The sequence below is a fragment of the Citrobacter sp. Igbk 14 genome, assembly GCF_028069825.1.
In the GTDB taxonomy this organism is placed as follows: domain Bacteria; phylum Pseudomonadota; class Gammaproteobacteria; order Enterobacterales; family Enterobacteriaceae; genus Citrobacter.
In genome coordinates this window covers 1-25,070 of record NZ_JANEWM010000006.1, presented here as the reverse complement: position 1 = coordinate 25,070, position 25,070 = coordinate 1, and the positions used below count along the sequence as shown (strand labels likewise).

25 protein-coding genes are annotated in these 25,070 nt (G+C 50.1%); 11 read left to right on the top strand and 14 right to left on the bottom strand.

Annotation, left to right across the window (positions count from 1 at the left end):
* Window positions 1-168: 168 nt before the first annotated feature.
* Complete coding sequence (locus NNN64_RS03835; RefSeq protein ID WP_271440543.1) at window positions 169-855, top strand: CPBP family intramembrane glutamic endopeptidase; 687 nt, start codon at window positions 169-171, stop codon at window positions 853-855.
* A gap of 35 nt (window positions 856-890) precedes the next feature.
* Here NNN64_RS03835 and NNN64_RS03830 read toward each other — a convergent pair whose 3' ends face one another.
* On the bottom strand, window positions 891-2,144 hold the full coding sequence (locus tag NNN64_RS03830) for an MFS transporter (protein WP_271440542.1): 1,254 nt from the start codon (window positions 2,142-2,144) through the stop codon (window positions 891-893).
* A gap of 158 nt (window positions 2,145-2,302) precedes the next feature.
* Between NNN64_RS03830 and NNN64_RS03825 the strand changes: the two genes are divergently transcribed.
* The 3 genes from NNN64_RS03825 to bioD all read left to right on the top strand — a co-directional run bounded on the left by NNN64_RS03825 (window position 2,303) and on the right by bioD (window position 5,371).
* Window positions 2,303-3,202: a LysR family transcriptional regulator gene (locus tag NNN64_RS03825; RefSeq protein ID WP_137381232.1), complete on the top strand. Its 900-nt coding sequence runs from the start codon at window positions 2,303-2,305 to the stop codon at window positions 3,200-3,202.
* Window positions 3,203-3,330: 128 nt separating this feature from the next.
* The gene (gene mlc, locus NNN64_RS03820) at window positions 3,331-4,551 is read left to right on the top strand and encodes a sugar metabolism global transcriptional regulator Mlc (protein WP_137381231.1); all 1,221 of its coding nucleotides are present in this window, start codon (window positions 3,331-3,333) and stop codon (window positions 4,549-4,551) included.
* Between the two features lie 124 nt (window positions 4,552-4,675).
* Entirely contained in the window at window positions 4,676-5,371 is a 696-nt protein-coding gene (bioD, locus tag NNN64_RS03815; protein WP_271440541.1) for a dethiobiotin synthase, read from the top strand.
* On the opposite strand, the gene clcB is transcribed toward bioD, so the two are convergent.
* From clcB to NNN64_RS03785, 6 genes are all read right to left on the bottom strand, one after another.
* Window positions 5,327-6,616, bottom strand: a complete 1,290-nt coding sequence (clcB, locus tag NNN64_RS03810; protein ID WP_271440540.1) for a voltage-gated ClC-type chloride channel ClcB — start codon at window positions 6,614-6,616, stop codon at window positions 5,327-5,329. The two genes, bioD and clcB, sit on opposite strands and share 45 nt — an antisense overlap.
* 120 nt (window positions 6,617-6,736) lie before the next feature.
* Window positions 6,737-7,351 (bottom strand): Tat proofreading chaperone DmsD, encoded by a 615-nt coding sequence (gene dmsD, locus NNN64_RS03805; RefSeq protein ID WP_271440539.1) that lies wholly within the window; start codon window positions 7,349-7,351, stop codon window positions 6,737-6,739.
* 42 nt (window positions 7,352-7,393) lie between these two features.
* A complete protein-coding gene (locus NNN64_RS03800; RefSeq protein WP_271440538.1) occupies window positions 7,394-8,248 on the bottom strand; it encodes a dimethyl sulfoxide reductase anchor subunit family protein in 855 nt (284 codons plus the stop codon).
* Between the two features lies 1 nt (window position 8,249).
* Window positions 8,250-8,867 (bottom strand): DMSO/selenate family reductase complex B subunit, encoded by a 618-nt coding sequence (locus tag NNN64_RS03795; RefSeq protein ID WP_271440537.1) that lies wholly within the window; start codon window positions 8,865-8,867, stop codon window positions 8,250-8,252.
* 10 nt (window positions 8,868-8,877) lie between these two features.
* Window positions 8,878-11,316 carry a selenate/tellurate reductase subunit YnfF gene (ynfF, locus tag NNN64_RS03790; protein WP_271440536.1) on the bottom strand — a complete coding sequence of 813 codons (2,439 nt, stop codon included), beginning with the start codon at window positions 11,314-11,316 and terminating at the stop codon, window positions 8,878-8,880.
* A 138-nt stretch (window positions 11,317-11,454) separates the two neighbouring features.
* Window positions 11,455-11,760 (bottom strand): DUF1161 domain-containing protein, encoded by a 306-nt coding sequence (locus tag NNN64_RS03785; RefSeq protein WP_271440535.1) that lies wholly within the window; start codon window positions 11,758-11,760, stop codon window positions 11,455-11,457.
* A gap of 106 nt (window positions 11,761-11,866) precedes the next feature.
* Between NNN64_RS03785 and NNN64_RS03780 the strand changes: the two genes are divergently transcribed.
* Window positions 11,867-12,577: a YnfC family lipoprotein gene (locus NNN64_RS03780; RefSeq protein ID WP_271440534.1), complete on the top strand. Its 711-nt coding sequence runs from the start codon at window positions 11,867-11,869 to the stop codon at window positions 12,575-12,577.
* A 6-nt stretch (window positions 12,578-12,583) separates the two neighbouring features.
* Here NNN64_RS03780 and speG read toward each other — a convergent pair whose 3' ends face one another.
* Both speG and NNN64_RS03770 read right to left on the bottom strand, forming a co-directional pair.
* Window positions 12,584-13,144: a spermidine N1-acetyltransferase gene (gene speG, locus NNN64_RS03775; RefSeq protein WP_271440533.1), complete on the bottom strand. Its 561-nt coding sequence runs from the start codon at window positions 13,142-13,144 to the stop codon at window positions 12,584-12,586.
* Window positions 13,145-13,181: 37 nt separating this feature from the next.
* Window positions 13,182-13,523 carry a DUF1283 family protein gene (locus NNN64_RS03770; protein ID WP_137383113.1) on the bottom strand — a complete coding sequence of 114 codons (342 nt, stop codon included), beginning with the start codon at window positions 13,521-13,523 and terminating at the stop codon, window positions 13,182-13,184.
* A 154-nt stretch (window positions 13,524-13,677) separates the two neighbouring features.
* Between NNN64_RS03770 and NNN64_RS03765 the strand changes: the two genes are divergently transcribed.
* The 5 genes from NNN64_RS03765 (at window position 13,678) to NNN64_RS03745 (ending at window position 19,433) form a co-directional block, all read left to right on the top strand.
* Window positions 13,678-14,004, top strand: coding sequence for a YnfA family protein (locus NNN64_RS03765; RefSeq protein WP_005121149.1), 327 nt, complete (start codon window positions 13,678-13,680; stop codon window positions 14,002-14,004).
* Between the two features lie 107 nt (window positions 14,005-14,111).
* Complete coding sequence (rspA, locus tag NNN64_RS03760; RefSeq protein ID WP_005121148.1) at window positions 14,112-15,326, top strand: starvation-sensing protein RspA; 1,215 nt, start codon at window positions 14,112-14,114, stop codon at window positions 15,324-15,326.
* A 13-nt stretch (window positions 15,327-15,339) separates the two neighbouring features.
* Complete coding sequence (locus NNN64_RS03755) at window positions 15,340-16,359, top strand: Zn-dependent oxidoreductase (RefSeq protein WP_271440532.1); 1,020 nt, start codon at window positions 15,340-15,342, stop codon at window positions 16,357-16,359.
* A 53-nt stretch (window positions 16,360-16,412) separates the two neighbouring features.
* Complete coding sequence (locus tag NNN64_RS03750) at window positions 16,413-17,792, top strand: MFS transporter (RefSeq protein WP_271440531.1); 1,380 nt, start codon at window positions 16,413-16,415, stop codon at window positions 17,790-17,792.
* A 165-nt stretch (window positions 17,793-17,957) separates the two neighbouring features.
* Window positions 17,958-19,433, top strand: a complete 1,476-nt coding sequence (locus NNN64_RS03745; protein WP_271440530.1) for a mannitol dehydrogenase family protein — start codon at window positions 17,958-17,960, stop codon at window positions 19,431-19,433.
* A gap of 66 nt (window positions 19,434-19,499) precedes the next feature.
* On the opposite strand, the gene ydfZ is transcribed toward NNN64_RS03745, so the two are convergent.
* The 3 genes from ydfZ to ydfG form a co-directional block, all read right to left on the bottom strand.
* Window positions 19,500-19,703 (bottom strand): putative selenium delivery protein YdfZ, encoded by a 204-nt coding sequence (gene ydfZ / locus NNN64_RS03740; protein ID WP_003032393.1) that lies wholly within the window; start codon window positions 19,701-19,703, stop codon window positions 19,500-19,502.
* Between the two features lie 190 nt (window positions 19,704-19,893).
* Entirely contained in the window at window positions 19,894-20,580 is a 687-nt protein-coding gene (locus NNN64_RS03735; protein WP_271440529.1) for a GntR family transcriptional regulator, read from the bottom strand.
* 86 nt (window positions 20,581-20,666) lie between these two features.
* The gene (gene ydfG / locus NNN64_RS03730; protein WP_137383108.1) at window positions 20,667-21,413 is read right to left on the bottom strand and encodes a bifunctional NADP-dependent 3-hydroxy acid dehydrogenase/3-hydroxypropionate dehydrogenase YdfG; all 747 of its coding nucleotides are present in this window, start codon (window positions 21,411-21,413) and stop codon (window positions 20,667-20,669) included.
* Between the two features lie 137 nt (window positions 21,414-21,550).
* Here ydfG and dcp point away from each other — a divergent pair, with 137 nt between their 5' ends.
* Window positions 21,551-23,596 (top strand): peptidyl-dipeptidase Dcp, encoded by a 2,046-nt coding sequence (gene dcp, locus NNN64_RS03725; RefSeq protein ID WP_271440528.1) that lies wholly within the window; start codon window positions 21,551-21,553, stop codon window positions 23,594-23,596.
* Between the two features lie 312 nt (window positions 23,597-23,908).
* On the opposite strand, the gene NNN64_RS03720 is transcribed toward dcp, so the two are convergent.
* Complete coding sequence (locus NNN64_RS03720) at window positions 23,909-24,397, bottom strand: LeoA/HP0731 family dynamin-like GTPase (RefSeq protein WP_271440603.1); 489 nt, start codon at window positions 24,395-24,397, stop codon at window positions 23,909-23,911.
* A 35-nt stretch (window positions 24,398-24,432) separates the two neighbouring features.
* A complete protein-coding gene (locus tag NNN64_RS03715; RefSeq protein WP_137383104.1) occupies window positions 24,433-24,801 on the bottom strand; it encodes a hypothetical protein in 369 nt (122 codons plus the stop codon).
* Window positions 24,802-25,070 lie beyond the last annotated feature (269 nt).

The window sequence follows — 25,070 nt, the reverse complement described above, 5'->3', positions numbered from 1 at the left end:
TTCTCGTTCTGTTGGACCAGATTTCAGAGTCTAACGCGATTTCGCAAATTAACCCATTCATCGTAGGTGATGGGAATTTTGGTAGCTTGTAAATGATAATGATACTTTTTATCATAATTGTGCATTATTCAGATAACGAGAACATTTCATTTTATCCAAGGAGCAGGTGTGCAACAGGAAGTCAGTAACGAATATATCGCAAGGACAAAAGCGGTGGCTGGTTGTTTCTCTATGTTTTTGTTGATGTTCGGCCTCACATTTTCCCCATTATTTTTCCCTGCCAGTCAGGACCTGCTCGCCAAAGGATTACTTTTTCCGCTGCTGTTTACACTGGAATTTGTCGTCCTGGTGCCGTTGTATTACGTTTTCTTTAGAAAAAGGGACGGTCTAGGGAAAGGAACATTCAACGCCCGGTGGTTTGCCATATTGTTTGTTGCGCTGCTAATTGTACAGCTAGTCCTGCCCTGGGTATTGGGGATCAGAAAGACCGAAGAGTGGGTGACAAGCCAGGTCTCACTGAACAGCTACGCGCTTTGGTTATCCAGCGTAACGCTGATATTTATCGCACCCGTGTATGAAGAAATCATCTTCAGGGGCTGCCTGTTCAATGCTTTTCAGTACTGGTTCAATAATAAAACAGCATTGTCGTCAGTGGTGGTGTCGGCTATTTTTGCCGTGATGCATACACAGTATGTGGATCTGAGAACGTTATTGATGTTGTTTATCGTGTCTCAGGTTTTGATCCTGGCGAGGCTGAAAAGTCACGGTTTACTGATGCCGATTATGCTACATATTATGATGAACGGTACGGTAATTGCTCTGCAAATTAGCGCCCAGACGTTTATGTTATCGTGAGCTGTTTATGATGCCCGGTTTTCGGGCATCATTGATTATGCGTGCAGACGGTGGTGCAAACGGGCACCAACCAATAGCGCCAGCACCAGCATCAGTGCGATAAACCCGCCCACGCCGTTCCAGCCATAGCTATGCCAGAAAACGCCTCCTAGTGTACCGGCAATGCTTGAGCCCAGGTAATAGCTGAACAGATACAGTGAAGAGGCCTGGCCTTTAGCGCGTTTGGCTCGCGGCCCGATCCAACTACTGGCCACGGAATGCGCCGCAAAAAATCCGGCTGAAAAAAGCAACATACCGGCAAAAATCAGCCATAACGAGGTAAACAGGGTCATTATTAGCCCGAACAACATCACGCCTGTCGAGAACAGCATTACCGGGCCTCGTCCATAACGGGTAGTCATGGAACCGGCTTTGGGTGAGCTCCAGGTGCCGGTAAGATAAGCCACGGACAACAAACCGACGACAGCCTGGCTGAGTTCCCACGGAGACAGCATCAGACGGTAGCCGATGTAGTTAAACAGTGTGACAAACGACCCCATCAGCAAGAACCCTTCTGCGAACAGTAGCGGAAGCCCTCTGTCACGCCAGTGCAAACGGAAGTTGATAAATAACGTTTTAGGCCGTAACGATGTCGGTCTGAAGTGCCGTGATTCCGGTAAGATCTTCCAGAACATGAGCGCGGAGGCGAGGGCAAAGCAGCCAATGGCCGCCAGCGCGATTCGCCAGTTAAAAAAGTCAGTAAATACGCCGCTAATCAAACGACCACTCATACCACCAATCGAGTTTCCGCTGATGTATAAGCCCATTGAAAATGCGACAAAACTCGGGTGAATTTCCTCACTCAAATAGGTCATTCCCACGGCCGCCACGCCGCTGAGTGACAGTCCAATCAGCGCGCGCATGATTAAAATACCGTGCCAACTGGTCATCATTGTAGAAAGCAACGTACAGCAGGAGGCCAGCAGCAACGCGGTGACCATCACCGGTTTACGGCCTATGGCGTCGGAAAGTGGGCCGGTAAACAGTAAGCCGATTGCCAACATGGCCGTTGAGATAGAAAGTGAAATACTACTGCTGGCTGGCGATACGCCAAACTCATGCGACAGCACAGGCAGTATGGGCTGTACGCAATAGAGAAGGGCAAATGTCGCCAGTCCGGCAGAAAAAAGCGCCAGCGTGACGCGCATAAAAGGGGATGTACCGCGTTTAATAAAACCATCCGGCGCAGTGACTCTTTGTTCATCAACATCGCTCGCCGGTGCGGTATCGACAGTAGTTGTACGGCTCACTTAAAATCCTTGCTCAATCATTTGCATCTATACCCTGCGTTTTTCAAGCCACGCAATGCGACGTGAAATCCATTGGGTCTACAGGACCAGCCTTAAGAGTATGAAAATCACAATATTCTGTCTAATATATTAATAATCTCAAATAATATCTTAAAAATATGAATATTGAACTGCGTCACCTACGTTACTTTGTAGCAGTTGCGGAAGAGCTGCATTTTGGTCGTGCAGCGGCACGACTGAATATTTCGCAACCTCCGTTGAGTCAGCAGATCCAGATCCTCGAACAGCAGGTGGGTGCACGGCTACTGGCGCGGACTAACCGCAGCGTGGCGCTTACTGCTGCCGGAAAACAGTTTCTGGCGGACAGTCGGCAGATTCTGGGGCTGGTGAATGAGGCTGCCGCCCGTGCCGAGCGATTACACCTGGGAGAGTCGGGGGAACTGCGTATCGGTTTTACGTCATCAGCCCCGTTTATTAAGGCTGTGTCCGATACACTGTCTCTGTTTCGCCAATGCTATCCAGCAGTGCATATGCAAACCCGTGAAATGAATACGCGCGAGCAAATTGCCCCGCTCAACGAGGGTGCACTGGATTTGGGGCTCTTGCGCAATACGCAACTTCCGGACACATTGGCGCGGGAGGTCATTTTGCATGAACCGCTGATGGCGATGATCCCACGCGCACATCCTCTGGCGCAAAAGCCGGTGGTGACGCTGGCGGAGCTGGCAAATGAGCCGTTTGTCTTTTTTGATCCGCATGTTGGAACGGGGTTGTATGACGATATTCTCGGCCTGATGCGCCGTTACGATCTGAAACCAACCATCACCCAGGAGGTCGGTGAGGCGATGACTATCATTGGACTGGTGGCCGCAGGGTTGGGGGTTTCCATTTTGCCAGCCTCTTTTAAACGGGTGCAATTGTATGAAATGTGTTGGATCCCTATTGCGGAAGACGATGCGGTCTCTGAAATGTGGTTGGTGTGGCCGAAGCATCATGAACAAAGCCACGCAGCGCAACGTTTTCGCCAGCAGCTTTTAGCCGCGGTGCAGCGCGGTTAATTTAGTTTAAAAATGGTCGAAAATGTGCAGTAAATCACAAGGCTAAGTAAAAAGTTGACGGAAACCATTGAAGTGCTTCACCATAGCCCGCAGATTATTTCGGAGCGCGAAAATAAAGGGAGTAAGTGGTGGTTGCTGATAGTCAGCCTGGGCATATCGATCAAATTAAGCAGACCAATGCGGGCGCGGTTTATCGTCTGATTGATCAGCTGGGACCGGTATCGCGTATTGATCTCTCTCGCCTGGCACAATTGGCCCCTGCCAGTATTACCAAAATTGTCCGAGAAATGCTGGAAGCGCATTTGGTGCAGGAGCTGGAAATAAAAGAAGCCGGTAACCGTGGACGTCCGGCTGTAGGGCTGGTGGTTGAAACAGAAGCCTGGCATTACCTTTCTATTCGTATTAGTCGTGGCGAGATTTTCCTGGCGCTGCGCGATCTGAGCAGTAAACTGGTGGTCGAGGATTGTCTTGAAATGGCGCTGGTCAGCGAGACACCGTTACTGGAACGGGTTGTTGCGCAAGTTGATCAGTTTTTTATCCGTCACCAGCAAAAACTCGAGCGCCTGACCTCTATCGCGATTACCTTACCCGGCATTATTGATACAGAAAACGGTATCGTACATCGCATGCCGTTCTATGATGACGTCAAAGAGATGCCGCTCGGCGAAACGCTGGAGCGACATACCGGCGTGCCGGTGTACATTCAGCACGATATCAGCGCCTGGACCATGGCAGAAGCGCTGTTTGGTGCATCACGTGGGGCGCGTGATGTTATTCAGGTGGTCATCGATCACAATGTGGGTGCAGGGGTGATCACTGATGGTCATTTACTGCATGCAGGCAGCAGTAGCCTGGTCGAAATAGGTCATACGCAGGTGGACCCTTACGGCAAACGTTGCTACTGCGGTAACCATGGGTGTCTGGAAACGATCGCCAGCGTCGACAGCGTGCTGGAACTGGCGCAGGTGCGACTGAAGCAGTCAATGAGCTCCTCTCTGCACGGGCAACCGTTGACGGTAGACGCACTGTGTCAGGCGGCCATGCAGGGCGATTTATTGGCGAAAGATATTATTAGCGGCGTTGGAACCCATGTCGGTCGTATCCTGGCTATCATGGTGAATTTGTTCAACCCGCAAAAGATATTGATAGGATCTCCACTCAGTAAAGCCGCTGACATTTTGTTCCCGACCATTGCTGACAGCATTCGTCAACAGGCGCTTCCGGCCTACAGCCAGCACATTGTTGTCGAAAGTACGCAATTCTCTAATCAGGGAACGATGGCGGGGGCTGCCCTCGTTAAGGACGCGATGTATAACGGTTCTTTGTTGATTCGTCTATTACAGGGTTAACATTTTTTAACTGTTGTACGAAAAATTGCGCTATCTCAAGCTGGTTCTGGCCGTCATACCTTAGACTTTCTCCACTGTTTTATTTTCCTGACTTATATTTTCATAGCATACGGTGGAGTTAGTGATGCTGAAGCGTTTCTTTATTACAGGTACAGACACTTCTGTTGGGAAGACCGTGGTTTCCCGCGCATTACTACAAGCGTTAGCGTCAGGGGGTAAAAGTGTGGCGGGTTACAAACCCGTCGCCAAAGGCAGCAAAGAGACACCGGAAGGTATGCGCAATAAAGATGCGCTGGTACTGCAAAGCGTGTCATCCATCGAACTGCCGTACGAGGCGGTTAACCCTATCGCGCTGAGCGAAGACGAAAGTAGTGTGGCGCATAGCGGCCCTGTTAACTACACCCTGTTATCCAATGGACTTGCAAGCCTGAGCGAGAAGGTTGATCACGTTGTTGTTGAAGGCACAGGTGGCTGGCGTAGTCTGATGAACGATCTGCGTCCGTTATCGGAGTGGGTGGTACAGGAGCAACTCCCGGTTCTGATGGTGGTGGGTATTCAGGAAGGCTGTATTAACCATGCCATTCTTACCGCACAGGCGATTGCCAGTGACGGGCTACCGTTGATTGGCTGGGTGGCGAACCGTATTAACCCTGGATTGGCGCATTATGCCGAAATCATCGACGTGCTAAGCAAAAAATTGCCGGCACCGTTGATTGGTGAATTGCCTTATTTGCCACGAGCAGAGCAGCGCGAGCTTTCTCAGTACATTCGTCTGTCAATGCTCGGCAGCGTGTTGTCTGTAGATAGAGTCATGGCGTAACGTTCGCGACAGCACTGACGCCACAACGCATGCAATCAACAGGCCGGGGAGTAGTTGATACTCCCCGGTCATTTCACAGACCATCAATGTCGACATAATGGGGGCATGGGTCGTCGCCGCCAGCAGTGTAGCCATTCCTGTTAAGCCCAACAGTACCGCAATGTCATCCGTCCCCGGAAGCCAGAATCCCCATACCCGACCCAGCAACATACCGACTGACAAACCGACGAACAGCGTGGGTGTAAACACGCCGCCGGGTGCCCCTGACCCGCTACTGGCGAGTACGGCCAGTAACTTGCAGATGAAAATTCCGCTGATGACGGCGAGCAAAGGAGGAGAGAGTAAATACGACTGCACTACGCTGTAGCCGTTGCCCCAGACCGCAGGAGTAAATAGCGACAACAGGCCAACGATCAGCCCGCCCAGGGCTAACTGGCCTGGTGGTGCGAGCTTTAAGCGCAAAAAGCTGTTGTGACTGGTGGTCATAAGCCACATAAAAAGAGGTCCGCAGAGACCGGCTAACAGTCCAGTGCTGATAATCATCACATATTCCAGCACATGCAGTTCCCGAGTCAGATGAACGGTATACAGCAGCGCGTTGCTGTCGCTAAGCGCATTGGTAGTTAACAATGCGACGACGGCGGAGACAACCACCGGCCCTAATGATGCGAGGATCAACGTGCCAAACAGCACTTCGGCAATAAATAAGCTACCCGCCAACGGAGCGTGATACGCACCAGCCATACCCGCAGCCGCCCCGCAGGCAATCCATAATTTCCATTCCGAACGCGGTGTGAAGCGTTGCGCGAAGCACGAAGCCGCCAATGCGGCCAATAAAATCATTGCCCCTTCACGACCAATGGCGCTGCCGCTTGCCACGACGACCAAAGAGGCCAGTGATTTCACCAGACTTGCGCTGACGTCGAACTGTCCGTCAGTCTGCAGGGCTTCCATATAGTCTGTGGGGGCCTGTGGGCGTAAACGATTAAATTTTTGCCAGCCCCAAAGCAAGAGTCCAGCCGCCAGACCACCGAGCGCAGGTGTCAGCATGCGTCTGAACGGCGGTAGATTTGTCGCGGCGTTGACCAGGCTTCCCGTATCGTTACTCAGGAACAGCCACTCAAGCAATTGCATCGCATGACGAAATCCTGCAACGGCCAGGGCTGCAAGGATACCAATCAGCGCGGCGATCAGTAGACGCCGAAACAGAGTGCGCAGGTCAGGATAAGCATGTAAGCGATGCATGGGTTGCCAGACAGGAAAATTCAGACGGCCTATTTTGCGGGTAATTAGCCGCAGAAGCAAAAGCTCAGCGTGCGAAACTCTAGGGTAAATGGGCAGGGAATATCCTGCCCATAGGCGAAATTAACGGAACAATGGTTTATCTGCCACCGGAACTAATAACTGCGACTGCCATTGTGCCAGTGTCAGGCGAGCCAGTTTACCCAACGCCTGGTAGAACGGATGGTCCGCCTTCTCGATAAAAACGTCGAGGAAGCGAGCCGACCACGGCAGTAAATGCCAGGCCAGCAATTGCTCACATTCGGTGTGGCGGCCATTTTCGGCAAGCCAGGCTGTCAGCAGTAACAACGAACCAAAGTGATCTTCTGGCTCATTCTGTTGCAACGCAAACTGAATGCCGTTGTCGCGCATCCATTGACGTAACGCCAGAGTGGATTCACCAAACAACACGTTTTCGCGATCCAGCCAGACCGAACCCCAGGGCGGGGATGGCAATGCGTAGGGGCCGATAAACAAACGTTGCCAGGCTTGCGGGAGCGTTTCATCGCTATCTGTCTGCATCTGTGCAGCCAGTGGCGACAGCGTAGCTTCCGGCAGCGGCCACTGTGCTTGCCAGCCATCCGCTTTTAACGCACTGACCATCGCAGATGCTTCAGCGCTATCTGGTGCATAGTAGAACAACGCGCCCAGAACGCGCGCAGCGGTTGAAAAGTTGTCACATTGTGAAAAATGGGTCATGCAAACAATCCTGAACAGTGCGGGTTGCCCCGCACCCGAGAGTTAACCTGCAACAGCCATTCCGACTGTCATATGCAAACCATAAAACAAACCACGACCAATGATTTCACCGGCCAGGACTAAAATTAAACCTAACGCCAGCCCAGCGGCATGCGGATCTTTACGGCGGATAAGCGGGCATATCCAGCACCCAAGACCTGCGGCCAGCAAAAGGATGCGCCACACCTGTAAGCTGCCGTAGTCAGGTACCAGCGCGTTGGCGAATTGCACTGAACTGTGGATTGTGCCGAGGGAAAGTCCCTGCAGGACAATCACACCCGCACTCACCAGCAACGCCAGCACACTGATCCCCGCGAACACGTTGGCATTAAAAGAAACACCAACAGCACGCAGTAGCAGGGCAGCAAAGAGTGGCCCGCTCAGAAGCAGGGTCATGAAAAAGGCCACCGTAGTGTAACCATTATACCAGGTCGGTACGGTATCTATCTGGTAAACGTTGGTCATCGCCCAGATAAACACCACGCCCAGCAGCATGCTTATCAGCAGCCATATTTTACCTAATGCAGCAGGCATTTTACCGAGAAAAGCGACCAGCCACCATAAACCACCGACGGCAAAAAACAGTGAGCCGCTGGCAATTTCATTACTTAGCGCTGACTCACCGATTCTGTTCAGCGAGTTAAATGCGCGTAACGGAGACCCCAAATGCATAACCGAGGCCAGGAATGCGATGCCCATTACCAGCCAAAGAAAAAACATACTGCGAACAATGCGCTGTCTTACAACATCGTCTTTAGCGGTAAACCAACCCAGCCCACTGACGATTAGCGCGCCTGCCACGCATTGGCCCAGAACCGTGAACAGTACCAGCGGCCATTCGTGCCAGCCACTTCCCATTTTAGACCTCCTTCGGATTAGCCAGATAACCCGTGGTATCCCCGGTCGGGCGGCTATTGGCATTTGGTTTGATGACGATGCTCGGTTTGGTAAAGTGCGCGCCAGGTAATGGCGCAACCGCGGCCAGGGTGCCGTGTTTTTTACGCAGTTCCTCTATCGGGCCGAAGTCCAGCGCACGCAGCGGGCAGGATTCGACACAGATGGGTTTCTTACCCTCAGCAACGCGTTCATGACAGCCATCGCACTTGGTCATGTGCCCTTTGGCGGCATTGTATTGCGGTGCGCCATACGGGCAGGCCATGTGGCAATAGCGGCAGCCAATGCACACGTCTTCATCCACGACCACAAAACCATCTTTACGTTTGTGCATCGCGCCGCTTGGACACACCTTGGTACAGGCCGGGTCTTCACAGTGGTTACACGCAATCGAGAGGTAGTAGGCGAAAACGTTCTGGTGCCAGACACCGTTATCTTCCTGCCAGTCACCGCCGGCGTATTCGTAAATGCGGCGGAAACTGACGTCCGGCGTTAAATTTTTGAAGTCTTTGCAGGCCAGTTCGCAAGTTTTGCAACCGGTGCAACGGGCGGAGTCGATAAAAAATCCGTATTGAGTCGTCATGGGTTACACCTTACGCCTTTTCAACCTGAACGAGATTACTGTGGGATGGATTCCCCTTCGCTAACGGAGAAGGACGATGTGACGTGAGAATGTTGATTGAACCACCGTGATCGATCTGGTCACCAAACATATCAGCATTGAGCCATGCGCCTTGGCCGATGGCTGTCACGCCGGGCAAAATACGCGGAGTGACTTTTGCGGCGATCAGCATCTGACCATTGCTGTTAAACACCCGTACCGTATCGCCGTGATGAATGCCACGTGAACGGGCATCGACGGGGTTAATCCAGATTTCCTGCGGGCACGCCTGTTGTAAAACATCAATGTTGCCGTAGCTTGAGTGAGTTCGCGCCTTATAGTGGAATCCGGTGAGCTGTAGCGGATACGTTTTGCGTTTGGGGTCATCCCAGCCGTCAAAGCCGGGCGCATAAGCCGGTAGCGGATGCACAATCTCGTCTTGCTTGAGTTCCCATGTCTCGGCAATGGTGGCCAGTCTTTCAGAGTAAATCTCAATTTTCCCTGATGGCGTTTTCAACGGGTTTGCAGCAGGATCTTCGCGGAATGAACGGAAGGCGACATAGTGTTCTTCCGGGCATTTTTTCTTGAAAATACCGGTCGTTTTCATCTCTTCGTAATCCGGCATTTCCGGGTTACGTTCTTTGGTTTTGGCATGCAGATATTTCACCCACTCGTGCTGGGTGCGGCCTTCCGTGAATTTTTGATAGACGTCCGGGCCCAGGCGTTTCGCGACTTCACTTAACATCCAGTAAATGGGTTTTCGTTCAAATTTAGGTGAGGTGGCGGGCTGTCCAAGGATCACATAGCCCATATTCCCGGCGGATTCATGTGAAATGAGGTCTTCTTGTTCAGTAGGCATCAGATCCGGCAGCAGGATGTCGCAGTACTTCGCCGATGCGGTCATAAAGTGCTCAATGCCGACAATCATTTCGCACTTACTGTCATCCTGTAAAACGTCATGAGTATGAGCAATATTGCCATGCTGGTTGATGAGCGTATTACTGGCATAGCACCAGATAAACTTGATAGGCACATCCAGTTTATCTTTACCGCGTACACCGTCGCGGGTGGCTGTCATTTCTGCGCCATGATCGATAGCATCTGTCCAGGTGAACACCGATATCTGTGTTTTGACCGGGTTCTCTAACATGGAAAACCATTCAACACCCAGATCCCAGGTCCCTTCACGCATACCGGAGTTACCGCCGTTAATTCCCACGTTTCCTGTCAAAACAGAGAGCATGGTGATCGCTCGGGCTGTCTGTTCACCGTTGGAATGGCGTTGTGGTCCCCAGCCCTGACAGATGTAAGCCGGTTTTGCCGAACCGATTTCACGGGCTAACTGGATGATTTTGTCTGCAGGGATGCTGGTAATCTGAGATGCCCATTGCGGTGTTTTGGCAATTCCGTCCGGGCCGTCACCTAATATATAGGCCTTGTAGTGCGCATTACGCGGTGCGCTGGCGGGGAGAGTGGTTTCATCGTAGCCGACGCAGTATTTATCAAGGAAAGGTTTATCAATCAGATCTTCTGCGATCAGCACCCAGGCGATTGCGGCGGCAAGTGCAGCATCCGTTCCTGGGCGAATAGGCAGCCATTCATCTTCACGACCTGCGGCGGTGTCGTTGTAGCGTGGATCGATAACGATCATTCTGGCATTTGACCGCTCACGTGCCTGCTCGACATACCAGGTTACGCCACCGCCGCTCATACGCGTTTCGGCTGGGTTATTACCAAACATCACAACCAGCTTTGTGTTGGCGATATCGTCGGGACTGTTACCGTCGTTAGCACCGAACATATATCCCATGGCGGCGCTGATTTGTGCGGTGCTGTAACTCCCGTAACGGCTTAAATAGCCGCCACAGGAATTCATCAAACGGTAGGGGACGTTGGAGTTCGTGATATTACCCCCATCCACACCGGTACCGTAAAGAACGTGAACGGCTTCATTACCGTAATCATGCAAAATACGCTTCAGATTTCCGGCAACGGTATCCAGCGCTTCATCCCAACTGATACGCTCAAATTTACCTTCACCGCGTTTACCAACGCGTTTCATCGGGTATTTGAGGCGGTCAGGGTGGTTCATACGACGGCGAATTGAACGACCGCGCAAGCAGGCGCGAACCTGGTGGTTACCGTAGGTATCATCGCCGGTCGTGTCAGATTCAACCCAGTAGACTGCATCATCTTTCACATGCAGACGTAATAGGCAACGGCTGCCGCAGTTAACCGTACAGGAACTCCAGACAGCTTTATCTTCAACAGGCTGCACTGATTGCTGTACGGCAGCAGCAGCGGCACGAATACCAAAGGGTAGTGACAGGCCTCCGGCAGCAAGTGCCAGTGAACCTATAGCCGAGGATTTGACTAACGTCCTGCGGCTAATACCTCCATATTGCTCATCTTCAGACATAACCCACTCCATTGTAATTGTCGTTATATATATTGTTTTATAACGAAATAACTAGCTTGCTAACAATGAAGTTGAGTCTACCTATTTATAGGTAAATCTTATTAATGCATATCAAACAGGAGTGACCCTCCGCGAACGGAGGGTAAAAATTTACTGCGGTTCAGACATGTGGCCGTCTTGAGAAGGGCTACTGTTTGCGGGCGTGTTACCGCTGTGGGTTCGGGTATAGAGGATCTTGTGCGTATCATTGGCACAATGACCGACCACCAGTGAATCAGGCTGATCGGCCTGGTCATTAGGAACAATATTCAGCGTGAAACTGGATTCCGCGACACCATTATTCATAATGCGCTGTTCGATATCACTCTTCACGCGCTCACAGGACGCGGGCGCCGCCAGGACCTGCGGGGAAGCGACCAGTAATAAGCTCGCGGCAATTCCTGTTATGTATTTCATCATCAACTCCTTTCGTGATCGACATAAACTAAGATTAGCATTTCTGGTGTAAATAACTGTATTTGCTAATATGATTGAGAATTATCTACTTATCCCGGTGAAAAATGTGAAGAAACAGACCCTGTTAGGTTTCCTGTGTATCGTGTTGGTTGGGTGTGATAACGCCAAAGGGCTGGTTTCCTTTACGCCGGAAATGGCCAGCTTCTCCAATGAGTTTGATTTTGATCCGCTTCGCGGCCCGGTGAAAGATTTTAGTCAAACACTGCTCAACGACAAAGGCGAAGTGACTAAGCGCGTCACAGGTACGCTCTCGCAGGAAGGCTGTTTTGATACGCTGGAATTGCATGATGTCGAAAATAATACGGGTATGGCATTAGTGCTGGATGCGAACTTCTATCGGGATGCAGAAACGCTGGAAAAACGGATCCGTTTACAGGGGAAATGCCAACTGGCGGAACTGCCTTCTGCGGGCGTAGTGTGGGATACCGACGATAACGGTTTTGTTGTGTCCGCCACGGGAAAAGAGATGAAGGTGCAATACCGGTATGACGCGGAAGGCTACCCGCTCGGCAAAACCACCATCAGTAAGGACAATACGCTGCAGGTTGACGCTAAGCCATCAGCCGATCCATTGAAAAAACTGGATTACACGGCAGTAAGCATGCTGAACGATCGCCCTTTAGGTAACGTCAAACAAACCTGTGAGTATGATTCGTATGCTAATCCGGTCAACTGCCAGCTGGTTATCGTTGACGAAAGCGTAAAGCCGGCAGTTGAGCATCATTACTCGATTGAAAACACCATTGATTACTACTAACCGTTTTTACTGAGCGGTAGGTTGTAACAGGTTGGAACCCGGTGCTTTGTGATCGGCCAGATATTGCTGTTGGAAGATACACATGCGAATGGTGTTACGGTACTGGCCGTTAATAAAGAACTCATGAATCAGTTCACCTTCCACCATAAAGCCAAGTTTGCGGTAGATGTGAATTGCTTTTTCGTTCTCTTTATCAACGATCAGATACAGCTTATATAAGTTAAGCACGGTAAAACCGTAATCCATCGCCAGTTTTGCCGCGCGCGTTGCCAGACCTTTGCCCTGGTAATCCGGGGAAATGATGATCTGAAATTCAGCCCGGCGGTGCACATGGTTTATTTCAACCAGCTCCACCAGCCCGGCTTTCTCACCGTCACACTCGACCACAAAACGGCGTTCACTTTGGTCGTGAATGTGTTTGTCATACAGGTCTGACAGCTCCACAAACGCTTCGTAAGGTTCTTCAAACCAGTAGCGCATGACGCTGGCGTTGTTATCAAGCTGATGGACGAAACGTAAATCTTCACGCTCCAGCGGGCGCAGCTTTACACTGAGGGCGCTTGCCATATCGTATCCTTTCAATATCTTCTAGTGAGCACAATGATTATGGGGCAACGGTGCGGCCAGTGCGACGATCGAGACAACGCAGGGTGTTAGGCTCCCAGTACGCATTCAGGTTCGCGCTTTGTTCGCATTTATCACGGCTATCAAAAGCAGCATCGGCTTTGTCCCACTCTTTCTCTGTACGCTTGTTGACTTTCTGACGCAACTGACGCGTATCGTTCCATTGTTCCTTTTCCATTGCGGCCTGTTGACGACTTTGCGCACTGTCCCCGGACTCTATGACCAGTTTACTGGTTTCAGCAAATGCGGAAGAGGTGTACACAGCCGCCGCCAGCGTCAGCATCGCCGTCAGGCACAGGCGTTTGGTCAGTGTAATTTTCATGGCGAATTCCTTTAATGAGAAAGGGAAAAAAACGATAAAACAGGGCTAAATTCTACACTATTCCTGCGCCAGGGCATACCCACTGGGCGCATATGGATACGTTGGACATATTCTGTCGTATCATGGTTAAACCGAAGGTAACTGAATAACTTCAATGCTTAAGACAACATTACTTTTCTTCGTCACCGCGTTATGCGAAATCATTGGCTGCTTTTTACCCTGGCTCTGGCTTAAGCGTGGGGCGACGGCCTGGCTGCTGGTTCCCGCTGGGGTGTCATTAGCGCTGTTCGTCTGGTTGCTGACGCTACATCCGGCGGCGAGCGGGCGGGTATATGCCGCGTATGGTGGCGTATATGTGGTGACTGCATTGCTCTGGTTACGCATTGTCGATGGCGTAAAATTGAGCCTGTACGACTGGTCCGGTGCGTTAGTGGCACTGTGTGGGATGTTGATCATCGTGGCTGGATGGGGGCGCGCATAGCGCCTTTTTTGTGATCAGTGAGCGCTTTTTTGATCTTTATACTTGTATGGTAGTAGCTCAGTTGGGTAAATTTCCTGCATCACAAGAAGAGATGTAAGGATTAAAAAATGAAGATTGTCGGGGCTGAAGTTTTTGTTACCTGTCCAGGACGTAATTTTGTCACGCTGAAAATCACGACAGACGATGGGATCACCGGATTAGGGGATGCCACGCTCAACGGGCGTGAATTATCCGTGGCGTCCTACCTGAAAGATCATGTGTGTCCACAGCTCATTGGGCGTGATGCGCATCGAATTGAGGATATCTGGCAGTTTTTCTACAAGGGGGCTTACTGGCGTCGCGGCCCGGTAACGATGTCGGCGATTTCTGCGGTAGATATGGCCCTGTGGGATATTAAAGCGAAAGCGGCGAATATGCCGTTGTACCAGTTGCTGGGTGGCGCATCACGCGAAGGCGTCATGGTGTACTGTCACACAACCGGTCATTCCATTGATGATGTGCTGGAGGATTACGCGCGTCATAAAGAGATGGGGTTTAAAGCGATCCGTGTGCAGTGTGGCGTACCGGGGATGAAGACCACCTACGGTATGTCTAAAGGTAAAGGCCTGGCCTACGAACCTGCGACCAAAGGCCAATGGCCGGAAGAGCAGCTGTGGTCGACGGAGAAATATCTCGATTTCACACCGAAATTGTTTGAAGCCGTTCGCAACAAATTTGGTTTTGATGAACATCTTCTGCATGACATGCATCACCGCCTGACGCCAATTGAAGCGGCCCGTTTCGGCAAAAGTATTGAGCAATACCGTCTGTTCTGGATGGAAGACCCAACCCCAGCTGAAAACCAGGCGTGTTTCCGCCTGATCCGCCAGCATACGGTCACGCCGATTGCTGTAGGGGAAGTCTTCAACAGTATCTGGGACTGCAAGCAGCTTATTGAAGAACAGCTGATTGACTATATCCGCACCACTATTACCCACGCAGGCGGTATCACCGGTATGCGTCGTATTGCTGATTTTGCCTCACTTTATCAGGTACGCACGGGTTCCCATGGACCTTCCGATTTGTCGCCAGTCTGCATGGCCGCTGCGCTGCATTTCGATCTGTGGGTACCAAACTTCGGTGTGCAGGAATATATGGGGTACTCAGAACAGATGTTGGAAGTGTTCCCGCATAACTGGACCTTTGATAACGGCTATATGCACCCAGGTGACAAACCAGGGCTCGGTATCGAGTTTGACGAAAAACTTGCAGCGAAATATCCGTACGATCCCGCATATCTGCCGGTCGCCCGCCTTGAAGATGGCACGCTGTGGAACTGGTAAGGAGTGATTTGTTATGAATAGTATTGTGATTGAAAAACCGAATACGCTTGTTATCGCGCAGCGACCAGTACCAGAACCTTCAGCAGGAGAGGTCCGGGTAAAAGTAAAACTGGCGGGGATTTGCGGTTCAGACAGCCATATTTATCGTGGACATAATCCATTTGCGAAATATCCGCGAGTTATTGGCCATGAATTCTTTGGTGTAATAGATGCTGTTGGTGAAGGAGTAGAGCGTTCGCGTATAGGTGAACGTGTGTCCGTTGATCCGGTTATCAGTTGTGGACACTGCTACCCTTGCTCAATTGGTAAACCAAACGTTTGCACATCGCTGGTGGTATTGGGTGTTCATCGTGATGGCGGTTTTAGTGAGTACGCGGTTGTACCCGCGAAAAATGCCTGGTTAATCCCTGACGCAGTGAAAGATGAGCACGCTGTTATGGTGGAACCTTTTACCATCGCGGCGAACGTGACCGGACAAGTTCAACCAACAGAGAACGATATCGCACTGATTTACGGAGCCGGCCCGATGGGGCTCACGACTGTTCAGGCACTTAAACATGTTTACAACGTAAAAACGGTAGTGATTGCAGACAGAATTGACGAACGTCTGACGATGGCAAAACAGTGCGGTGCTGACTGGACAGTCAATAATGGGCAGCAATCATTGCAGGATTTTCTTGCTGAGAAGGCGCTGAAACCTACGATTATCGTGGATGCGGCTTGTCATCCATCCATTTTACAGGAGGCTATCACGCTGGCATCACCGGCTGCGCGAATCGTTTTAATGGGATTCTCCAGCGAGCCTTGCCAGATTGTACAGCAAGGTATTACAGGGAAAGAGCTTTCAATCTATTCTTCAAGATTAAATGCAAATAAATTCCCGGTTGTTATTGATTGGTTGGTCAAAGGACTTATCGACCCTAATAAACTCATTACCCATACTTTTGACTATCACCACGTTACCGACGCAATTGAATTGTTTGAGAAAGATCAGCAGCACTGCTGCAAAGTTTTACTCACATTCACTGAATAATATTAATAATTGCGAGTAAGTGGTACGCATCTTACCTCTTAGAGATAGCCAATATGAATCAAGAAAAACACGAAAGGTCAACGAAAGATCTGGTGAGAGCAGCCGTTTCAGGATGGTTAGGGACAGCTCTCGAATTTATGGATTTCCAATTATATTCATTGGGTGCCGCACTGGTATTTCATGAAATATTTTTCCCGGAACAATCTGCCGCGATGGCACTCATTCTGGCAATGGGTACATACGGGGCAGGGTATATTGCACGAATAGTTGGAGCATTTATTTTCGGTAAAATGGGGGATAGCATTGGTCGAAAAAAAGTGCTGTTTATTACAATAACTATGATGGGGATCTGTACAACATTAATTGGTGTGTTACCGACATATGCGCAAATTGGAATTTTTGCTCCTGTTTTGCTGGTTACGCTGCGTATTGTGCAGGGACTTGGTGCAGGAGCCGAAATCTCTGGTGCTGGTACCATGCTCGCAGAGTACGCACCAAAAGGAAAACGCGGTATCATTTCCTCTCTTGTTGCAATGGGAACTAACTGCGGCACATTAAGTGCTACTGCAATCTGGGCCGTGATGTTCTTTGCCCTTGATCGTGAGGAATTGTTAGCCTGGGGTTGGCGAATTCCGTTCCTGGCGAGTGTAGTGGTTATGATTTTTGCCATCTGGTTGCGAATGAACCTCAAAGAAAGTCCAGTATTTGAGAAAGTTAATGATGAGGAAAATGCACCTGCATTAAATAACCCGTCAGAAAATACGCTGGGTGCAATGTTTACCAGTAAGTCTTTCTGGTTGGCAACCGGCTTACGTTTTGGACAGGCGGGTAACTCAGGTTTAATTCAGACTTTCCTTGCCGGATATTTGGTCCAAACACTGTTGTTTGATAAATCAATACCGACAGATGCCTTAATGATTAGTTCTGTTCTTGGCTTTATTACAATACCTTTATTAGGCTGGTTGTCAGATAAATTTGGTCGCCGTTTGCCATATATAATTCTGAATATATCTGCAATTATTCTTGCTTATCCAATGTTATCGATTGTTGTAGATAAAACGTATAGCCCCGGCGTCATTATGACAGCGCTGATTGTTATTCATAATTTTGCGGTGCTGGGATTGTTCGCACTCGAAAATATTACCATGGCTGAAATGTTCGGTGCGCGTAATCGCTTCACCCGAATGGCAATTTCAAAAGAGGCCGGTGGATTGGTGGCCGTTGGTTTTGGTCCTGTTCTGGCGGGTATTTTCTGTAACATGACAAATTCCTGGTGGCCGATTCTGGTGATGGTTATGGCTTACTCGCTCATTGGTTTGGTTTCAGCACTGCTAATGCCTGAAGTGAAAGACCGTGATTTGAGTGTCCTGGAAGATGCTGCGGAAGTGAGCAAAACCGAGAAGGTTCGTGCCGGAGCCACTCAGGCAGGCTAGTACGGACAGGGTATGGTCAGGTCTGAACTGATGGCCTGACCATGCTATTACACAGCTTTAAATGATGTCATACCAATCATAGAAAGTTTAATGCAAATCAAAACATACAACCATACAGGCGTTACTCTGAGACAGTCCTGATTTCATTGATAAGTAGGTCATACAATGCAAAACAAGCTCTTAGCGGCAAAGGCTGCACTTCCTGGCTACGATCGTACAAAACTGGTTCCGCGTATTGTTCACCTGGGGTTCGGTGCTTTCCACCGCGCACACCAGGGGGTATACGCTGACATCCTGGCAGCAGATCACAATAGTGACTGGGGATACTGCGAAGTAAACCTGATTGGCGGTGAGCAGCAGATTGCTGATTTGAAACAGCAAGATAACTTGTACACCGTTGCGGAGATGTCTGCGGATGCCTGGACAGCAAGAGTTGTTGGCGTGGTTAAAAAGGCGTTGCATGCGCAGGTTGATGGTCTGGAAGCTGTACTGGCTGCACTGTGCGAACCGCAGGTGGCGATCGTTTCCCTGACCATTACTGAGAAGGGGTATTGCCACTCTCCGGCGACCGGGCAATTGATGTTGGATAACCCGATGATTGCCGCCGACCTGCAAAACCCAAAACAGCCGAAGACCGCGCCGGGTGTGGTGGTTGAAGCACTTGCACGCCGTAAAGCCGCAGGTTTAGGTGCGTTTACCGTGATGTCCTGCGACAACATGCCAGAAAACGGTCATGTGATGCGCAATGTTGTGACCGCATATGCACGCGCGGTGGATGCTGAGCTGGCCGCATGGATCGAACAACATGTGACGTTCCCGTCAACAATGGTTGACCGTATTGTCCCGGCGGTAACCGCAGATACGCTGGACAAAATTGAACAACTTACCGGGGTACGCGATCCGGCGGGTGTGGCATGCGAACCGTTCCGTCAGTGGGTCATTGAAGATAATTTTGTCGCTGGGCGCCCAGAGTGGGAAAAAGCCGACGCTGAACTGGTGGCCGATGTTATCCCGTTCGAAGAAATGAAGTTGCGCATGCTTAACGGCAGCCACTCTTTCCTTGCTTACCTCGGCTATCTGGCAGGATATCAACACATCAACGACTGTATGGGGGATGAGAACTATCGTGTCGCCGCTCGCGTGTTGATGCTGCAGGAGCAAGCACCAACATTGAAAGTGAAAGGGGTGGATCTCCAGCATTATGCTGACTTGCTGATTGATCGCTATAGCAACCCGGCGTTGCGCCACCGTACCTGGCAGATTGCCATGGATGGTAGTCAGAAACTGCCGCAACGTATGCTTGACTCTGTGCGTTGGCACATTGTGCACGGTAGTGGTTTTGATCTGCTTGCACTCGGTGTGGCGGGTTGGATGCGCTATGTCGGGGGTGTGGATGAGCAGGGACAAGCAATTGAAATTAGCGATCCGCTGCTGCCTGTGATCCAGAACGCGGTACAGAACAGTCACGAAGGTGAAGAGCGTGTGCAGGCGCTATTGGCTATAGACGCTATTTTTGGTGACGAACTGCCACAGATTGAACTGTTTAAAAAGCGGGTTACAGAAGCGTACCTGACTTTGCTGGCGGAAGGCGCGAAAGCAACGGTTGCGAAATATGCTGCGAAATTACAGTCAGTAAGATAACTCTCTATGTCGCCATCCGGCTTTAACAACAGCCAGATGGCGCATTGTTTTTGGCATTCACACCAATTAGTTCATGCCTAAACGAATCAGTTCGAGGGGGGCATATTTGCCTTCACATCCTTCGATTTCCACTGTTTTACCGCGGCGGATTTGCTCAGCGGTCAGGCCATCGGTGTCAATGGCTGTAATACGGCCGGTGAGTCCGGTGTCACTAATCATGACGCGGCTGCCAGTGGTGATTGCGTTGCGGTTACGATCGTATGTTTTCATGGTGTTTTCTCCTTTCCAACTTACCGTCAAAGCCCGTGGGCTTTTAGTCCCACGTAACGGGCGCAATATAAATACGCTTCTCGTTAATGATTTTTTTTGTTTTCGATCAAAATCACAGCTTTTTTTATGGGGATATGCAGGAGAGGGAATCGTTCGGGGAAACTCACCTCAGTGAGAGGTGAGCTACGTATTAGTCTTCGCTAAACCAGTCGCTATTTTCCTGACGAATAAGCTGAACAGATTCGCTAATTTCCTGTAGATGCAGCTTCATTGCATGCTCGACGGCATCGCTATCATGTTTTACCAGCGCTGCAAAGATATCATGGTGCTGACGAAGTAGCATTTCAGGCGGGGAGACGTGATCCAGACTCATATAGCGTACCCGGTCAATCGTGGCTTTAATATTCTCGACGGTGTCCCAGGCAAGCTGGCAATCAGCGATTAATGCCAGTTTCTGATGAAACTCATCATCAAGCTGGAAGAAATCGTTGAGCTGCTTACGGTCAATGGCAATGCGTTGCTGATGCAGGTTTTGTTCAAGTTGATAGCACTGGTTGTCGGTGATCATCGAGGCGGCGCGGCGGGCCACGGCACACTCAATGGCCTGACGTACAAAACAGCCATTCTGCACCTGCGACAGCGAGATTTTATTCACGTAACTGCCACGTTGTGGACGGATCTGAATCAAACCGTTTTCTGCCAGTTTGATGAATGCTTCTCGTACCGGCTGGCGAGACACGTTAAAGCGTACGGAAACCTCTTTCTCCGACAATGGCGTACCGGGTGCAATCAGACAATGCACGATATCGCTGCGAAGAATACGATAAATCTGTTGATTTACCGGCTGTGTAGGGTTGAGCTGCGTTTCTACGGTCATTCATTCTTACTTATTAGAGAGTTAACCCGGATATTTTATCACTTATCGAGCGCTTTCTATACCCGGCACAAGGCCGGGTATCTCATTTAGCTTCGATGCACGCTGAGCCCGGCAAAAGACTGGGTGACAGGCATCATCTCAAGGGTATTGATGTTGACATGAGCCGGTAACGAAGCAACCCACCATACGGCTTCAGTGACATCTTGCGGAGTCAGTGCAGTGGTATTTTCGTAGGTTTTACCTGCTTTATCATCGTCGCCTTTGAAGCGCACATTAGAGAACTCGGTACCGCCAACCAGTCCGGGTTCAATGTCGGTCACGCGGATCGCTGTGCCGTGTAAGTCTGTACGCAGGTTCAGGCTAAACTGACGAACAAACGCTTTGGTTGCACCATACACGTTCCCGCCAGCATAAGGCCAACTACCGGCGGTAGAGCCGATATTAATAATGTGGCCGCGGTTACGCTCGACCATGCCTGGCAGAACGGCACGCGTCATATAAATCAGGCCTTTGTTGTTGGTATCGATCATGGTTTCCCAGTCATCGACATTCGCTTTGTGGGCTGGCTCAAGACCCAGCGCCAGACCGGCATTGTTGACCAGGATATCGATATTGCGCCATTCGGCGGGCAGGGCGTCCAGCATCTCTTCAATGGATGCGCGATTGCGGACGTCAAGCTGAGCGGTATACAGATTATTACCCAGTTCATCTTTCAGTTCCTGCAGACGTTCCTGGCGGCGTCCGGTGGCAATAACTTTATGCCCATTCTCAATAAAACGACGCGTAATGCACTCACCAAAACCTGCTGTTGCTCCGGTTACTAAAACGATCATCTCACTGTTCCTCAACGCTTTTTATGTAGTACTACCATAGCACGTCATTTCTGCTCAGAGCTATTACTGCTTAACGAGATTGCGGTCGAATCCTGGGAGGCCTACTCTAGTAAACAAATCGTTTTCAGGAGGAAAAGATGTCGTTAACAAATCCTTTTTTGCACCACAGCACATTACCTTACCAGGCACCGCAATTTGATCAGATTGAAGATTGCCATTATCGGCCCGCGTTTGATGAAGGTGTGAAACAAAAACGCGCTGAAATAGCGGCGATTGTGCAAAACCAACAGGCTCCTGATTTCACAAATACATTGCTGGCGCTTGAGCAAAGTGGGGCGTTGTTGGCGCGCGTCACCAGCGTTTTCTTTGCGATGACGGCAGCGCATACCAACGATGAGCTTCAGCGTCTTGACGAGGCGTTCTCCGCTGAACTGGCCGCGCTGGCCAATGATATCTACCTCAATGACGCACTTTTTGCGCGTATAGATGCCGTCTGGCAGCAACGCTCTTCGCTGGATCTGGAAGGTGAGTCATTGCGTCTGTTGGAGGTGGTTCACCAACGCTTTGTGTTGGCAGGGGCACGTCTTAATGACGCCGACAAATCGCGTCTGAAAGCGCTAAATACGGAGTCAGCAACGTTAACCAGTCAGTTCAATCAGCGTTTGCTGGCGGCGAACAAAGCAGGTGCACTGGTCGTGGATGATGTCCATCAACTTGACGGACTCAGTGCAGAGGAAATTGCCGTTGCGGTAGAAGCCGCCAGAAACAAAGGACTTGAGGTTCGCTGGGTTATCCCACTATTGAACACCACACAACAACCGGCACTTGCTGCGTTACGCGATCGACAGACACGAAAAAACCTGTTTACCCAGGCCTGGACACGGGCGGAAAAAGAGGATGCCAACGATACACGCGCCATTATTAAACGGCTGGTGGAGATCCGCCGAGAGCAGGCAACATTGCTGGGTTTTGCGAATTTTGCAGCCTGGAAAATTGCCGATCAGATGGCGAAAACGCCAGAAGCGGCACTTTCTTTTATGCGGGCGATCGTGCCCGCAGCACGTCAACGTGCGCTCAATGAGCAGGCTGAAATTCAGAAAACGATTAATCAGCAACAGGGCGAATTCGAGGTTGAGGCCTGGGACTGGGCATTTTATGCCGAGCAGGTGCGTCGTGAAAAATATGCTCTTGATGAAGCGCTACTTAAACCTTACTTTGCCCTGGATACGGTGCTGAATGAAGGTGTTTTCTGGACAGCAAACCAACTGTTTGGCATTAAATTCATCGAGCGCTTTGATATCCCTGTTTATCATCCGGATGTACGGGTTTGGGAGATTTTCGATCATGATGGCGTAGGACTGGCGCTGTTTTATGGTGATTTCTTTTCCCGTGACTCAAAAAGTGGTGGTGCCTGGATGGGGAATTTTGTTGAGCAATCGCTGCAAAATGAAACCAGACCGGTCATTTACAACGTCTGCAACTATCAGAAACCTGCTCAGGGCCAACCCGCCTTGCTGCTGTGGGATGATGTCATCACGTTGTTCCATGAGTTCGGACACACGTTACACGGTTTGTTTGCCAGCCAACGGTATGCAACGCTGTCAGGCACGAATACCCCGCGTGATTTCGTCGAGTTCCCGTCGCAGATTAACGAACACTGGGCGAGTGATCCGCAGGTTTTCGCGCGTTATGCTCGCCATGTTGAAACGGGTGAAAAAATGCCCCAGCCATTGCTGGAGAAGATGCAACGGGCCAGCTTGTTTAACAAAGGTTATGATATGACGGAGCTTCTCAGCGCTGCATTGCTGGATATGCGCTGGCACAGCCTGGAGCAGAGTGTGTCATCACTGTCAGTCGATGAATTTGAGCAACAGGCCCTGGCTGCGGAAGGATTGGATCTGCAGGCTGTACCGCCGCGTTATCGCAGTAGCTATTTTGCCCATATCTTCGGCGGTGGTTATGCCGCAGGGTATTACGCTTATTTATGGACGCAAATGCTGGCCGATGACGGCTATCAGTGGTTTGTAGAGCAGGGCGGGTTGACTCGTGAAAACGGACAGAAATTCCGCGAAGCGGTTTTGTCCCGTGGTAACAGCACTGATTTAGCAGAGCTTTATCGCCAGTGGAGTGGCCGCGACCCCAAAATGGAGCCAATGCTCAAACACCGTGGTTTGAGCGCTTAAGACATTCTCCGCCAAAAAATTGAACCGGGCGCGATGCCCGGTTTTTAGCCGGATTTTTTCTTCATCAAAATTCCTCCCTAAAATGAATCCTTAAATTCTGCAAAATTTGCAGGGGGGCCTTCCTCCGCTCTGTGCCAGAAGTGAACGTGGTTAGCGACTGCCTCTTGCAAAGGCGAGGGCGAAGGCCAGGATCCATTTAGACATTTAAAAGTTAAAGCAATAAGTCCTGCGCCATCTTCAAGGCATCATTTGAATACGTATCTGGGCCAGGCACATTACAACCCTCCGTGCCCATCCAGGTTTCTTCCAGACTCAGTCGTTCGCACGCGTGTATTCAGCGTCAATCGCTTCCGCATCCGCGCGCCAGCGGGAAAAAAGGGATTGTTGCTCGCGGATCGCCTGCATCGTTGTCTCAAGGTTGGTCATTTCGTCCTGCATCTCTGCGAAGCCGGTAAAATGCTTACGGTCAAAATCACTCTCTTCCAGCGTATTAATCAACCCCTCGCGCTGCTGATTAAAATTTCCCACCATGGATTCAATCATTTTCTTGAACTCTTCTTCACGTTTCGCTTGGTTATAGGTATCCCAGAGTTCAAGCGCAACGCCGACAAACACCAGCGCGCCGTTCATGCCTTTTGCAAATTTTATGGCACCCCAGGGCTTAAATTTCAGAAATTTGCCCAGTTCTAATCCGGCCATTTTGCCAACCGTTGCCACGCCATCACGCGCCGCAATCACGGTTGTACTGTTGATGAAATTGCTCTTAACGATGTAATTGAGCCCTTGCTTAGGTAAGCTGATTTCAGGTATGGGCGGGCAGATTCTTTACCGCGAAGCTACTCCCATTTAAACGATGCGTTATCTTTGTTGAAAATGATGGTGGCCTGATGCCATTCCTTACCATCAAGGATCATTTCCAGACATTGTGTGGGGTAAAGAAAATCAGCAGGTTGAAATTGTTCATATTCGGATTCAGATGTGAGCATGACGTCATGATTGACGTTGACTATCGAACCCTCAGGATTTTTAGGGTCAGGGGATTTTATGCACAATAGCCGGGCCTGATAAAAATCATCGGGAAGCCCTTCCAGCATGCAGCCTGTAGCCCATTGAATGAGTTGCTCGTTCGAGTATTGATCGTTCGACTCTTCTGTCTTTTGTTGTGTGGTGATGAGACGGTGAAGGGTTTTGAGAAAAGAAAACATATCATCTCCTGATTGCAGCTCACGCCAACATAGCACCAAATAAACTGAACCGTCAGCAGACGAGAACACAATGTAGCGAATGAAGCAACTATTTTGGGAACATTCCTGGAACCGATGCTGATTAATTGGAAACCATAGCAGTAATTTCTCTCTAACACCGTTAAGGTAATGGTTGATTCTTAATCACATTTCATGCGGTTAATATTATCGTCTTTTTTTGCGATTTAACTCAGAAGTGTTTTGTTTCATTAAATATAAAACAATAAAAA